9 protein-coding genes are annotated in these 14,662 nt (G+C 40.3%); 2 read left to right on the top strand and 7 right to left on the bottom strand.

Annotation, left to right across the window (positions count from 1 at the left end):
• The 4 genes from MTN96_RS30015 to fabB all read right to left on the bottom strand — a co-directional run.
• The coding region (locus MTN96_RS30015; RefSeq protein WP_282452134.1) for a FimV/HubP family polar landmark protein at positions 1–1,490 on the bottom strand (1,490 nt) is incomplete at its 3' end.
• A gap of 351 nt (positions 1,491–1,841) precedes the next feature.
• On the bottom strand, positions 1,842–2,858 hold the full coding sequence (locus tag MTN96_RS30010) for an aspartate-semialdehyde dehydrogenase (RefSeq protein WP_013465468.1): 1,017 nt from the start codon (positions 2,856–2,858) through the stop codon (positions 1,842–1,844).
• 45 nt (positions 2,859–2,903) lie between these two features.
• Positions 2,904–4,025, bottom strand: coding sequence for a 4-phosphoerythronate dehydrogenase (locus MTN96_RS30005; RefSeq protein ID WP_248533855.1), 1,122 nt, complete (start codon positions 4,023–4,025; stop codon positions 2,904–2,906).
• A gap of 108 nt (positions 4,026–4,133) precedes the next feature.
• The gene (gene fabB, locus MTN96_RS30000; RefSeq protein ID WP_248533853.1) at positions 4,134–5,345 is read right to left on the bottom strand and encodes a beta-ketoacyl-ACP synthase I; all 1,212 of its coding nucleotides are present in this window, start codon (positions 5,343–5,345) and stop codon (positions 4,134–4,136) included.
• A 179-nt stretch (positions 5,346–5,524) separates the two neighbouring features.
• Here fabB and mnmC point away from each other — a divergent pair, with 179 nt between their 5' ends.
• Positions 5,525–7,534 carry a bifunctional tRNA (5-methylaminomethyl-2-thiouridine)(34)-methyltransferase MnmD/FAD-dependent 5-carboxymethylaminomethyl-2-thiouridine(34) oxidoreductase MnmC gene (gene mnmC, locus MTN96_RS29995; RefSeq protein ID WP_248533851.1) on the top strand — a complete coding sequence of 670 codons (2,010 nt, stop codon included), beginning with the start codon at positions 5,525–5,527 and terminating at the stop codon, positions 7,532–7,534.
• A 290-nt stretch (positions 7,535–7,824) separates the two neighbouring features.
• Positions 7,825–8,460, top strand: coding sequence for an NAD(P)-binding oxidoreductase (locus MTN96_RS29990; protein WP_069438653.1), 636 nt, complete (start codon positions 7,825–7,827; stop codon positions 8,458–8,460).
• On the opposite strand, the gene MTN96_RS29985 is transcribed toward MTN96_RS29990, so the two are convergent.
• From MTN96_RS29985 to pglZ, 3 genes are all read right to left on the bottom strand, one after another.
• On the bottom strand, positions 8,453–9,211 hold the full coding sequence (locus tag MTN96_RS29985) for a sulfite exporter TauE/SafE family protein (protein ID WP_248533849.1): 759 nt from the start codon (positions 9,209–9,211) through the stop codon (positions 8,453–8,455). The genes MTN96_RS29990 and MTN96_RS29985 overlap by 8 nt on opposite strands.
• Before the next feature lie 514 nt (positions 9,212–9,725).
• A complete protein-coding gene (gene brxL / locus MTN96_RS29980) occupies positions 9,726–11,909 on the bottom strand; it encodes a protease Lon-related BREX system protein BrxL (RefSeq protein WP_248533847.1) in 2,184 nt (727 codons plus the stop codon).
• A 12-nt stretch (positions 11,910–11,921) separates the two neighbouring features.
• A complete protein-coding gene (gene pglZ / locus MTN96_RS29975; protein ID WP_248533845.1) occupies positions 11,922–14,660 on the bottom strand; it encodes a BREX-1 system phosphatase PglZ type A in 2,739 nt (912 codons plus the stop codon).
• Positions 14,661–14,662: the final 2 nt, after the last annotated feature.

The following is a 14,662-nucleotide window of genomic DNA, read 5'->3' as shown; positions in this document are numbered from 1 at the left end:
TCAATATCCGCGTCTTTACTCTCTACATTAGCGGGTTGCTCTGCATCGAGTAAATCGTCAATATCAAATTCGTCATCGTCTGCTGATGTGTCAGTTGCCTGCTCATTATTTTCATCGAGTAAATCATCAATATCGAAGTCTTCGCCCTCTTCGGCGAGCTCTTCACTGAGTGCAGCCATATCATCATTCGATTCACCTTTAGGTTCATCTGGCAGAGCATCGTCATCTTCTTCATCAAGCAGGCTATCTAAATCATCCGCACTTAAAATATCATCCGATTCGTCAAGATTAATTGCATCGCCCGTGTCATCTTCATCAGGGCTATCAAAATCTTGTTGCATGAAAACATCAAGTTCATCGCTCTCAGTATTTTCATCTTCAAAAACAACATCATCATTAAGTAAGCTTTCTAACTCATCTTGATCTAATAAACTGTCATCATCGAGATCATCATTAAACTCCACTTCATCAAGTAATACGTCATCCATGTTCTCATCTAACTGCACACTTAAATCATCAAGTGGATCGGGAGCAGGCGCTTCGTCAAGCGTGGGTTCTGGCATTTCATCTAGAGGGTCAGTATAAGCAGGCGCTTGTGATATAAATTCATCATTGTTACTCTCAGGCTCTTGGTTATTACCACGCTTACGCAGCCACATAACTACAGCAAAAATAATCAACAACGCTGGAATGGTCATTAATAAAATGAGTACCAAAGGATTCGAGAGTAATGCAGCAAAGCTAAATTCATTCTCTTGCTCTGCATCTTTTAATTTTTGCTGCGCAATAATCTCGTTTTGCTTAACGATTAATTCTTTTAACTGTTGTTGAATTTCACTATCTTGGCTTAGTTGTAAACGAACTTTTTCTAACTCGTTTGAAATACCTGTCAGCTGTTTTTTAAGATTGTTGTTTTCAACTAAAATCTCTTCTACGTTACTAACCGAACTTTTAAACTGCTGCTGAAGCTCAACTAATTTATTACCTTGATCTGTTTTAATCGCTTTTAATTCTTGTTGTAATTCTTTTTTGGCTTCATCAACGTCTGCTTTGCGGGCTTGGGTTACTTGTGTTTGTGCTGAATTGATCTCTGCTTGAGTGAGTGTGCCATTTTTCTTTTTTTCCCACAGTTCATCGTCTTGCTCAGAACGTTGCTTAGCTAATTGCGGGTTTACTCGTCTAATTTCTGCCAAAGTAGGTATTTTTAAATACGAACCACTTTGCATGTGATTTAAGTTTTGTTCTAAAAATGAGTTGGGGTTTTTGTTATACAAGGCCTGCATTACTTGATAAATGCTGACTGAGTTATCTGGGCGAACTTTAACGGCAATACGCCAAAGTGTATCGGTTGGTTTTATTGGCCCAATAGAGCGACTCTGCGCGCCATAATCTGCGCCTTTAGGCCCTCTTAATTGGGTACTGTCTTGAGAGTAAACAGTCGTTACCATCAGTGCAGACGCTAATATAATAAGTGAAACGAAACCGCGCATGCTGATCCTTTAATGTTTAAATGTTAACGCAGCGCTTTAAAATTGGCGCTTAAACATTGATTATTCTTGCCGTTGTTAGCCACGTGGCCAACGCACATTTTTATTACAATCTATTTTTATTGCAAGCTCTATTCCAGTTACAAACTATAAACCAGTTAAGCCATAATATCCATCGCAACGCATTGAAAATAAATACCTTAAACATCATGATAAAAATGTTTTTATGTTGTTTATCAAGATGTTTACACTCTCTCAGTTAATAAGTGGCAAAAAAATGGCGGTTAAAGCATAAAAAAACGGCAAACCACTGTGGTTTGCCGTTTATTGAAATCATCACTATTTTCAGGCTAATTACATATAATTAGCAATCAGTTCTTCTGCTATTTGTACACTATTGGTTGCAGCCCCTTTACGGGTATTATCACTTACTACCCACATATTTAATCCATGTGGGTGTGAAATATCAGCACGTAAACGGCCGATATAAACAGTATCATTACCACTGGCATCTGATACAGCCGTTGGGTAGTCGCCAGCATCATCAATTAACTCAACACCTGGCGCATCACTCAAGAGTTGCTTTACATGCTCAAAATCATAAGGCATACGCGTTTCAATATTAATTGACTCAGAATGACCAAAAAATACAGGGACGCGAACACAAGTCGGGTTTACCGCAATGGTTGTATCGCCTAAAATTTTATGCGTTTCGTTTACCATTTTCATTTCTTCGCGCGTATAGCCGTTATCTTCAAAGCTATCGATTTGCGGTATCACATTAAACGCAATTTGCTTAGGAAATATTTCGTTTTCCATTGGACGTGCATTCATTAAATTTGCAGTTTGTTTAGCCAGTTCATCAACTGCCTCTTTACCCGCTCCCGACACCGCTTGGTAAGTTGAAACGTTAATACGATCAATGCCGTATGCATCATAAATAGGCTTAAGCGCAAGCATCATTTGAATGGTTGAACAATTAGGGTTGGCAATAATATTGCGATTTCTAAAATCGGCTAAGCTCGATGCATTTACTTCTGGCACAATAAGCGGCACTTCAAAGTCATTTCTAAAGTGCGATGTGTTATCAATAACGATACAGCCAGCGTCTGCGGCAATAGGGGCATATTTTTCAGATACACTGCCACCAGCAGAAAATAAACCGATATGCGCTTGGCTAAAGTCAAAGCCTTCAACATCACGTACTTCTATGGTCTCACCACGAAACTTTATATCTTCGCCAGCACTGCGGCTGCTTGCTAATAAAAACAGCTGATCGACCGGAAATTTACGATCTTCCAAAGTTTCAATGATTTGACGACCTACAAGGCCTGTAGCGCCGAGTACGGCAACGTTATATTTTTGCGACATATTTCATCCTCTGTAAGCACGATTAAAACAACCGTGCTAATTAAATTAGTTTGCTGTAGTAAAACCAAGCTGCGCAAGTGCAGCAAGCTCGGTGCTATCACCTTCAACCACCACGGTGCTAAATTCACGTCGGGTTGGATAATTTTTTCGTAAACTGTCAAAGCCTTCATCGGTCAAGTGACGCAGTAAAATGCCATCATCACGGCGTACGTCATAAACTAAATGCACTAAACGAGCTATATCTGTTTCGCTAAAACTATTTCCTAGGGCGACTTTTTTAATTGCAGGAGGCGGTAAAAAATCATCAAGCGATTTTATTGCGTTAACCCCTTTTAGCTCACACAAGCTTTGATACAACATTTGTGTGCCCCGAGCTTTACCCTCAAGAGTATGTCCGGCAATGTGCACACTGGCATAGCGAACATGCTCAAGTAACTCGGTTAAAATGTTAGGTTCGTTTTCCCACACATCCAACACTAAATCGAGCTCAGCGCCGGCTTCCATCACCTCAAGTAATGCTTGATTATCAATCACATCACCTCGGCTGGCGTTAATTAAAGTAAGCCCAGGTTTAAGCGTAGTTAAACGCTTTTTATCAAGCATGTGCAGTGTTTTATGCGTACCTGTTTTTACTAACGGCACATGAAACGTGACTATATCTGACCGCGCTAATAGCTCATCAAGCTCAACATGCTCGGTTAATAGCCCTTGCTCATGCTTAATTGGGTCGCACAATAGTAAATTAACGTTAAGTGCTTTTAGCTTGTGCGCGAGGCAACTACCAATATTACCCACACCCACAATACCAATTGTTTTCCCGCTTAATGGGCTGGCGTTTTCTTGACTTAATGCAAATAAACTACTGATCACATACTCAGCAACCGCAATCGCATTGCAGCCAGGTGCACTGGTAAAATCAATATTTTTTGCGTTGAGCAAATCGGTATCAATATGATCCACACCAATAGTGGCTGTACCTACAAAGCTTAGCTTATTAGCCTGTGCTAATAATTCACTATTGACCTGGGTGACTGAACGAGTCAGTAATACATCAACATCAATGAGTTGTTCTGGAGTTAATTGCCTGCCATCAAATCGCTCAACCTCACCCATATCTTTAAAGAATTGCTCAACTAAAGGCATATTTTGATCGGCAAGAATTTTCATTGTGAATCCGTTTGGCAAAATGAGACCCTATTGTAACGAACAACCGCCTATTTGCACAAACGAAAAAGCCGAGCATTTTGCTCGGCTTTAAAATAGTTAAAGGTTAACTTAGCCTTTGTATTTGCTCATTACTAATGTGGCATTAGTACCGCCAAAACCAAAGCTGTTAGACATAACCGTGTTTAGTTCAACGTCTTTGGCTTCAGTTACAATGTTCAAGCCCGCTGCTTGCTCATCAAGCTCATCAACATTGATAGATGGCGCAACAAAACCATGCTCAAGCATTAGCAATGAAAAAATGGCTTCATGTACACCTGCCGCACCCAGTGCATGGCCTGTCATTGCTTTAGTGGCACTGATCATTGGCGAGTTACCACCAAATACTTCTTGAATAGCGCCTAGCTCTTTAACATCACCTACGGGTGTAGATGTACCGTGGGTATTTAAGTAATCAATGCTGTCAACGTTTTGCATAGCTTGGCGCATACAACGTGCCGCACCTTCACCCGATGGTGCAACCATGTCGTAACCATCTGAGGTTGCGCCGTAACCGGTAATTTCAGCGTAAATATGCGCGCCACGAGCAAGTGCATGTTCAAGTTCTTCAACAACCACAATACCGCCACCGGCTGAAATTACAAAACCATCGCGGTTTGCATCATAAGTACGTGATGCTTTTTCAGGTGTGTCGTTGTATTTAGTAGAAAGCGCACCCATAGCGTCAAATTCCATTGCTAACGTCCAGTGAAGTTCTTCACCCCCACCTGCAAAAATAACGTCTTGCTTGCCTAGTTGAATTTGCTCAACGGCATGGCCAATACAATGCGCAGAGGTTGCACACGCAGAGCTGATTGAATAGTTAACGCCTTTAATTTTAAATGGCGTTGCTAAACAAGCCGAGGTGGTGCTCGCCATAGTACGTGGCACCATGTAAGGGCCAACGCGCTTAACGCCTTTTTCGCGAAGGATATCGGCCGCTTCTACTTGCCATTTTGATGAACCGCCGCCAGAACCCACTAATAAACCAGTGCGCTCGTTTGATACTTGTTCGTCGCTAAGACCCGCATCTTCAATAGCTTGCGCCATTGAAATATAAGAGTAAGCAGCCGCATCGCCCATAAAGCGCATTGCTTTACGATCAACATGCTCTTTAACATCAATATCAATTTTACCTGATACATTGCTACGCAATTTGTAATCAGCAAATTCTTGATTAAAAGCAATGCCACTTTTACCCGCTTTTAGTGACTCTAATACTTCTTCTTTATTATTGCCGATGCTTGATACAACACCGATGCCTGTTATTACGGCTCTTCTCATGGGTAATTCCCTTAGCTTAATACTTAATTGGGTTCTATTTTACGCGAATTTAATCACCGAAGTGGTCAGCTTTCTAGCGTACACTTGTACTCTGAACCTAAAGCTTATAAATAACGCCAGACTATTTCAAAGAAAACACGTAAAATAATTAAAAAATTATCTATAAAATTGAATTGGTCATGATAAAAAACGCCCACATACACTTTAATGATTTAGGGACACCGGTTGCTAATGACTTTGACGATGTTTATTTTTCTAATGACGACGGCCTCGCTGAATCGCATTATGTGTTTTATCAACAAAACAGTATAGATACACGGTTACAAAATCATGACCGTGAACACTTTGTTATAGCCGAAACCGGTTTTGGTACAGGGCTTAATTTTTTAAATGCATGGCAGCAGTTTTATGACCACCTGCAGTGCCTACAAGTTCAAAATGAACAACCAAATAAAGTGCAGCGATTACATTTTATTTCTTTTGAAAAATATCCACTTAGCGTAAATGATTTAAAACAAGCCTTGCAAGCTTGGCCTAGTTTAAGCCATTTGAGCGACCAACTCGTTGCCCACTATCCGATTAATTTAAATGGCTGCCACCGACTTGAATTTGCCAATGGCCGTGTAATCCTCGACCTCTACTTTGGCGACGTACTGGAATGTATTAATAGTATGAGCTACCCACAAAGTGGGCTGGTTGATGCGTGGTTTTTAGATGGCTTTGCGCCAAGTAAAAACCCCGACATGTGGCAGCAAAGTGTATTTAATGCCATGGTCGATATTTCCAGAAGCAACGCCACATTAGCCACATTTACCGCTGCGGGCTTTGTTCGTCGTGGCTTAATTGAAGCAGGCTTTAGCATGCAAAAAGCTAAAGGCTTTGGCCGAAAACGTGAGATGCTAGTTGGCACACTCGCTCAGGCTAATCTAAAACAATCAGCCCCCGCCTATTTTGAACATCACCACACTCCCCTTACTAATGTGGCTGTTATTGGCGGTGGTATAGCGAGCAGTTGTATTCTTTATAGCCTCGCCAAACGCGGTATACCAAGCCACTTATTTTGCCAAGATAAACAACCGGCTATGGGTGCATCACATAATATACAAGGGGCGGTATATCCACATTTACAAGCAAAAAATTCGCCACACAGTGAGCTATTTGCCCATAGTTTTTTATACGCAAAGCGGCTTTACAATCAATTACTCAACAATGGCTTTTTGTTTGATCACCAGTGGTGTGGTGTGCTGCAACATGCAGTAAAACAGCCATTGGCAGAGCGTCATCAAAATCTCGCTGATAAACAGCTGTGGCCAGAGCAGCTTATGCGAAATGTGACTGCTGATGAGGGTGATGCTATCGCTGGGGTTAAAACAGGTTACTCAGGGGTGTTTTTTGAACAAGGCGGCTGGGTTAATCCCCCCCAGTTAGTCTGTGCTATGTTAGATGCCGCACAGCAATTAAATAAGTTTGAGAGCCTATTTAATTGCCACATTGAGCAACTTAACAAACAACCCGATGGCTGGTACTTAACCACGCAAAAACAAACATTTGGCCCCTTTAGCGATGTGATTATTTGCGCCGGTGAACACAGCGATGCATTTGCGCAAACTAAAACGCTCCCTATTGTTGGCGTACGCGGACAGGTGTCACATGTTCAAGCAAGCACGCAATCACGTAAGCTAAAAACCGTGTTGTGTCACAAGGGGTATTTCACCCCCGCTTACTTAGATCACCATTGTATGGGTGCCACCTTTGAAAAAAACAGTAAAAGCCGTGAAGTGACCGAGCAAGATAATCAAACTAACCGTGAACAATTACTGAGTTTTTATAACAACACTGAATTTGCCACCAGCTTGGGCAAAATTAGTTCAGCTAAAGCCGCTGTTCGCTGTAGTTTTATTGATCACTTACCTATGGCCGGTGAATGGGTGGAGCAAACTGACTATACACATGCATTTGCTAATTTACGTTTGGGTAAGCGCTATCAATACCAAGCATTAAAAAAACCACAACAGGGCCTGCATATTTTTACCGGCTTTGGCGCGCGAGCATTATGCAGTGCACCGCTATCTGCCGAGCACTTAATTAGTAGTTTAAACAATGAACCTCGCCCACTAAGCGAACGCGTAAGCCAAGCTATTCACCCAGGCCGCTTTATTGTTCGTGACCTTATTCGCAATAAAATTTAAAGGTAATAATACCTACAAAGCTATTTACTGTAATTACCAAGAACGCAGTGTACGTATTGGCTTATACCACCGTAGCTTTGTAACCGAAGTAAGTATAATGATCGAGTAAAAAGCTCTAAAAAACGCCTTAAAAAATAGCTAATTTTAATACTCAGTTAAGTAATAACTTTTCACTAATATATTTTTTTAAATAAGCTCGTTTAAATCCCATTTACTCTTTAAAAATAATTTCCTACCCCAAGGTCTGTTTGTACGAACAATCTTTACACTATATTGAGAAGGAATTAATTATGAGTAAGACTTTAATTATTGGCGCAAGTGGTCAAATTGGTAAAATGGCTACCAAACTACTTTTAGAAAATGAGCAAAATGTTGTTGCACTTGTAAGAGACAAAAGCAAACTGCGTGATTTAGATAGCCCATTTTTAAGTATTGTTGAACAGGATTTAGAAGGTGACTTTTCAAATGCCGTTAATGGCTGCGACCAAGTTATCTTTGCAGCAGGTTCAGGTGGAAGTACAGGCACAGATAAAACCGTACTTATTGATTTGTGGGCAGCGACAAAAGCAGCAACTTATTCTAAAGAGCACGGTGTAAAACACTTTATTATGGTCAGCTCTATTGGTGCAGACGATCCTGATGCGATAGATAGTGACTTAAAGCCTTATCTTGTAGCAAAACATATGGCTGATGAGCATTTAATTCACAGTGGACTCAATTACACAATTGTCCGCCCAGGAACATTAACTAACGAAAGTGCCTCTTTGGAAGTAACAACAGAGCGCCCTAGCGATCAGTCAAAGGCTAAAATTAGCCGCGAAAATGTAGCCAACGCATTGCTTCACGTTGCTACAAACTCATTTAATAGCAATCGTATTTTTGAGTTATTTGATGGCGATAAACCAATAAAAGCCGCTACTAAGTAAGCATTACACTCACCCCTTGCCATGCAAGCTGCATGGCAAGCAGAGTTAAAATCACTTTAAAAATAACCCTAAAACGCGCCACCGAGAGCCGCTTAAGTAAACGAATGCCTAACCAGGTGCCAATGGCTCCGCTTAAAATCATCGCCAGTGTTAACGGCAACCATTGCGAAAAGCTAAAACCTAGCCCCGCATAAACAACGGCTTTTAAGCTATGCTGCAAGGTCATAATACTTGAAAAAGTCGCGGTAAATTTAAGCTTATCGTAATGATTAATGTGTAAATAACTTGCCACGAGAGGCCCACTTGCTCCCACAAAAGTAGAAATAAATGCCGTAATTACACCCGCTATTAAACGCCCTAATCGTGAGTCTTTATTAAATTCAGGGATTGTTCCCCACAGTAAATAAATCACAAATAAAGCCACAAACAGCTTCATACTATCAAGGTTAATATCGCTCACTACTTGGCTTGATAACCCGGCACCAATTAACCCACCCAAAGTAAAATATAACAACATCGGCTTATCAAGATGAGCAATACTTAACAATAATCGATTGGCATTAGAGCCTAACTGCACTAAACCATGTACCGGCACCACCACTGCTATCGGCATAACCGACGCCATGACCACCAACAGCATTAACCCGCCGCCCGCACCAAAAGCCGCCGATACAAACGAAGTAAACCCCGCCAGTAAAATGAGTAAAAGCGAAATTAAAGGGGAAATGTGTTCAGCTGTAAAAATATCCATATCAAAGCTCGCAGTTAATCATTGGCTCATAATACAAAAAATAGGTAAGTAAGCGACTAGTCTTTTAGTGGTATGGGGTTCGGGGTTCGGGGTTCGGGGTTCGGGGTTCGGGGTTCGGGGTTCGGGGTTCGGGGTTCGCAAGATAAACCAAAGCACAATAAATTCAATCATTTTAGCCATAAAAAAACCCGCGACTTGATTGCTCAAGTTGCGGGTTTTTTAGGGTTTTTTAGGGTTTTTAAACAAACGAATTTAAAAACCGTTATTGGTGGAGCTGGGGGGATTTGAACCCCCGCCTACCTCTTTAAAAACAATAGCTTAAAATCATTTGTGTATAAATGGTGTATTTTTTAAATTTGTATACCCTATATTTATAATCATCATGCGTAACTTTGATGAAAGAAACTGCCTAGCATTTGAGAATTAACTGTCATTTTTTCACCTATTATTTAAGTTAATTCCATTACTTTAAAGAGCTGTAGTTTCAATCAAACAAAATATTGCCCCACTTACATTAATTCACTCCAAGCGCCTTATAAACAGCATCAACAGGGTCACTGTAAAAACTTACCTGAAACTTAGTAAATGTTTCTGCTGGGACTGATGGGATATCACTGGCAGATGCCATTGGCAGGAGTACCTTGGTTGCTCCACCTTCTAGCGCTATTTGCATACTAGACGCCAGGTCTTGTACTGGGTTTACAACGCCTCCTAATGTGATACTTCCTAGAACAACCATTTGTTCTTGCATTGGCTTATTCAGCAATACAGAGCAACTAGCTATTAATGAAGCTAAGCTTGCCGAATGGCTGTTGCCAGAGGTTTGCAAATCAACAAAGTGTAAATGGAATTCATGCTCCGAAAATCGTGAATTAGCTGCAATACGATTTAAATTACCCTTGAAATATTCAAAGCCAACGCGAACTTGCTCTTTTGCAGAAGTGTCAGAGCCAAAGCCAGATGTAGAATGCCTTCCGTTGCCTGGTGTCATTTGAGTTTCAACTCGATAAAGCCCTAGCTTGCCAGCTGCCCCTTCACTAACAAAATGCAGTACCCCAGGGTTAGCTATTCCAGCAGGTATCAAATTAGAACCTCCTTGCTCAGGCACATTTACAAAAAACTCTTCAAACGTTTCGTTATCAATGTAACTAAAGTTAACATCAAAAAACTCCATACCGCCGATTTTCTTTAGCTGCTCTTTTACACGGCGTCGAACTTCTAAAGCATAAGTTAAACACGTTCTTACATCTTCTTTACTGTATTCACCATGAGGTACTAATAACTTTAATAAACCAGACGTTGTTCGACGTACACCAATTACATCTCGCTGATTTAAGTTATTTCCTAGCTTAAAGAACTTATCAATAGAGTCTGAGAACGTCGTCTTACGCATTTCGCGCATGTATTCAGCTAAGTAATCAGTTATTAAACCAAAGCGGTCTGTGAAGAACTCAGGGCGCATTTTAGGTATTTCCCAACCTGGGATGTAACCATGAAAGCGGTCAAAAAATGCAGAATCAATCATATCATCAGGGAATGGCGCTAAAAGGTGACTTGTTTTTACTAAAGTTTCAACACTATGGTCAATATTACCAACAAACACCATTGACGCTTTAGCCTCTATCGAATCACGGCCACGAGAGAACGAACCTGAAGCCATATAATCTTTCATGATCTGAATACCGTCTTTATCTTTAAAACGGATTCCGGCCACTTCATCAAAGGCAACAACGTCCCACATTCCCACTAAACCAATTTGGCGAGACGACATATTATAAAAAAGGTTAGCAACTGTAGTTTGTCCGCCCGATACCAAGAGCGAGTTAGGAGAACACTCTTTATAAACATGCGACTTACCAGTACCACGCGGCCCAAGTTCACAAACGTTATAATTATTTTCAACAAATGGGATCATGCGAGCAATTAAATGCCATTTAGTTCGGTGATCTAAATTAGCAGGTTCCATTCCAATTGAGCGCAGTAGCATATCGATCCACTGATCCATTGTGAACTTACGTCGAGCTTGATATACCTCTTCCATATTCATAGAAGGCATTTGAATTGGCTTTAAGCTAAATACACTAAAAGGTGATACCTTTTGGCCTTCTTCATAGTAATAGCTAACCGTAATAATGCACCAAATACCGCCAGTTAAGAGTTTCTCGTTTTCTTTAACAATTTTATTTGGCACAACCGCATCTTTGATACCGATATTAGATAGACTTGCTTCGTAAATATCTTTTTTCTGGTTTAGCTTAACCGTCACTTTATCTATAACTTTATGTGTGCCTTTTTCACGAATAAGCGACTTGGCCTTTTCTGCCTCATCTGGTCGAACATAGTTTTCCGTTAATATTTTCTTAACGTTTTTCATGCCTTCATCAATTAAGTCATCTTCAGCAGCAGAGCAATACATACCTAAAAGGTATTCCAGTACGTATACAGGAACGTTAGCACCTTCTTTTAACTGCTTTGTTAGATCTTTACGTACGATACGACCTTTAAATTCATTTATCATCAGCTCGTCTAGATCAATACTTCTTAGCTCCCCACGCTCAGTAAGCACCGGTGCAGTGTCGTCTATAGGGTCTATCGTCGCGTCATTTTCATGCATATGAACATGTACATTAATTTCACGTTCTTGGTTGGCAACTTGGTTTTCTTGATTATCATTTTCTAAATTGTCTTTGGTTTCCATTTTATGCCTTCCCTAAAAAAAGTCGTCTTCAAAAGCTAAATCAATAATCACAGAGTGTGTTGTTTTTACTTTGCTCTCTGTATCTTCCATCATTAGCTTGTAGCTCACTGTGCGGTCAAAGCCGCTACCTTCTAATTTTATTTGTACGTTGCGTTTACGATCGTCCATCTTCTCTGAAGTCGATTCAAACAATACCTTTTCACGTGAACTTACCTTTTTTCCATCGGAATCTTCAATCCATATTTCTAATTCACGGACCTTAAATTTCTCGCCTACCGGATCTGTTTGAAGGAATTTGATCCTATCGATATTAGATACTATTTTCACAGGATTATTGAGCGGAACAGCGTTTACTTTCTGCTTTGCGTGTTTCGTTTGAGCCTTTGTATCTAACTCTCTAATTTGAAGAATAGGAACACAAATTTCCTGTGGCATAATACCACCATGAATAAACTTAGCCCCACCAACAAAATTAAAACGATTACTTCCCCTTGGGATCATAAACTCAGCATCATCACCACCGTCAACATCTACGCCAGCAGTGTTAGCTAATTTGCCAGTCCAGTAATAACTGTCTGTAGGTAAGTTTGAGCCTATTACATAACGCTTTTTCGCTTCGGTTGTGCCTGCTGGTTTTGATTTAAGCGCAGTCTTATCTGAATCGGTCACGTCCGTCATTTTAAACAAAAAACCATGATCAGCGGTAATGAGTACTCTACTACCGTTTAAGCGATTAATGATACGACCAATCAATTGCTTAATTTCATCAACGGCATCGCGAGCGGCTTCAAAGGTTTGATTCTCTGTCGCTTGCTTATCGCCTATTGCATCAATCTCATCGTGATAAATATAAACTACCTGAGTATCACGTACTTTGTCTCGCCCTTCTTGATTTGTCCAGTTAAGAACCTCATCCGCTTTAAATGCAACACCACCGTGCTTTTCAAGGATTTTATGGCGGTTTTCATGCCCATGCACAGACATGCCATCAGCTTTATATTCTGGCTTAGTGCCAAGGTGAGCTGTCAGCTTCTGATGAGGTAACAAACTACCCATGCCCAGTTGAGTGTAAGAAGGTACAACGCCTAACTGAGACTTAATCTCAGACTTAAAGCGTTTTTCATCATTAATCTGCTGGTGAATATCATGCGCTACCTCGTATCGAAGTGCATCGGAGATGATGACAAAAACTCGTTTAGTTTGAGTTTTATTTAATACACCTTTAACTTCTTCACGGAAGAAGTCTTGCTGATTGTTTATTCCAGCTAGGCTCCAATTATCCAGTAAGTTTTCATCATCAACTAACTTACCCCAAACAATCGCTAAATCATGCAAGTACCAATCAACATATAAGTGCTCAATATCTTCAACAATACCCGTTGCTTTTAAAATATCAGAGCCGTTTTTACTAATTTCAATCGAGTTTTCACTAAAAATACGATACGCATGGTCAAACTTATAAAGCTCTGTTTCATAAGCTTTGTAAAGGCTCCTTGCACTTTCAAAAGCCAAACCATCAATATGCTTTTCTTTTAAGTCATAAAACTCTTTAGCGGCTCTTAATGCCGTATAAATAGCAGCATAATTAGCACTATCTTTATGTGAATCTGGTGAGCACCAATGGCTGCGTAACTTTTTCGAAACCCATTCATTAATTTCAACAGCGTCATATGCAGGTAAATTCGTTGCTAACGATTTAATTAGCTGCTGATCCGCTTCAACAAAGGTTTCAACATGTATCAGCTCCGACGGATGTTTAAACTCGGCAAGTTTATTCTTAATTTCTAGCTCTTGGGCAACTTCAAATGCCACAGCATTATATGAATCCGATAACGTTCTGCTCTCTCGCCAAGACGACACAAAGTTAACCACAGATGCACGTTTAGATGCCGCGTTCAATAGCAACTCTTTTACGCTCTTTGGTAGTGCCGTTGCTTCTTCGTCGCTAAAGCTCATAGGTAAAGTATGCGCCGAAAGGCTTGAGGCAAAACTAGTGGCTTGAACAGCAACGCCAGATGACTGCAACGCTTGGTAGCAATCAGTGACTAATAACTTAGTTAATAAGTCTTTAAATATAACGAGTTGAGTACTATTGGCTTTATCATCTATCCATAAACATTTGGCGACAAAACCAAACTCTTCAACAGCTAACAGCCAAAACACTTTACCAAGCTCAAATTTATTTAATTCAGATAGCAACTCACCTGCTTTTTCTGGCTGCTCTGCATACAACTTAATTAACTGATATAAAGCCGCAGTAAAAGAAACCGTTTCTACCTTAGCGATAACAGCAATCATCGAAAGCTCTAATGTTTGTTTATCTGCACCCTCTGGTAGCAACCGCTTTAGCTTGTTATAACGCTGCTGGTTTCCAAAAAACTTCTTATAGCGACTTATGTCTTGGCGAAACTCCATTCTCATACCTAGCTCATTCAATATCATCGAGCTTGAATCAGCATAAAACCGCTCTGCGTATAAGCGAATATCATATAGCCAATCGCGTGATGGCTCGTTTTGCGGTTTATTGCTATACAGCAAGAACTTTGAGCTTATTTCTTTTAGTTCAATACGTTGCTTTATTTCAAAATGTGAACACGCATCAAGCTCAATAAGTTCTACATCATTGCTATTAAGTTCGTCGTTTATTGATGGCAACTGTTCTTTAAATTCGACATCTTCATCTTGCCAAAATACCAATCGGCACTTTTCAAACTTGGCTAATACACCTTGTTTTATTTGTTCTAGGTTCATTA

The sequence above is a fragment of the Pseudoalteromonas sp. 2CM28B genome (genome assembly GCF_023161935.1).
The sequence above is the reverse complement of the archived record's forward strand: the minus strand, read 5'-3'. Positions and strand labels throughout refer to the sequence as shown.

Coding starts and splice junctions, on each gene's coding strand:
- MTN96_RS30010 (WP_013465468.1), bottom strand. CDS start 2,858: ATGTCGCAAAAATATAACGTTGCCGTACTCGGCGCTACAGGCCTTGTA.
- MTN96_RS30005 (WP_248533855.1), bottom strand. CDS start 4,025: ATGAAAATTCTTGCCGATCAAAATATGCCTTTAGTTGAGCAATTCTTT.
- fabB (WP_248533853.1), bottom strand. CDS start 5,345: ATGAGAAGAGCCGTAATAACAGGCATCGGTGTTGTATCAAGCATCGGC.
- mnmC (WP_248533851.1), top strand. CDS start 5,525: ATGATAAAAAACGCCCACATACACTTTAATGATTTAGGGACACCGGTT.
- MTN96_RS29990 (WP_069438653.1), top strand. CDS start 7,825: ATGAGTAAGACTTTAATTATTGGCGCAAGTGGTCAAATTGGTAAAATG.
- MTN96_RS29985 (WP_248533849.1), bottom strand. CDS start 9,211: ATGGATATTTTTACAGCTGAACACATTTCCCCTTTAATTTCGCTTTTA.
- brxL (WP_248533847.1), bottom strand. CDS start 11,909: ATGGAAACCAAAGACAATTTAGAAAATGATAATCAAGAAAACCAAGTT.
- pglZ (WP_248533845.1), bottom strand. CDS start 14,660: ATGAACCTAGAACAAATAAAACAAGGTGTATTAGCCAAGTTTGAAAAG.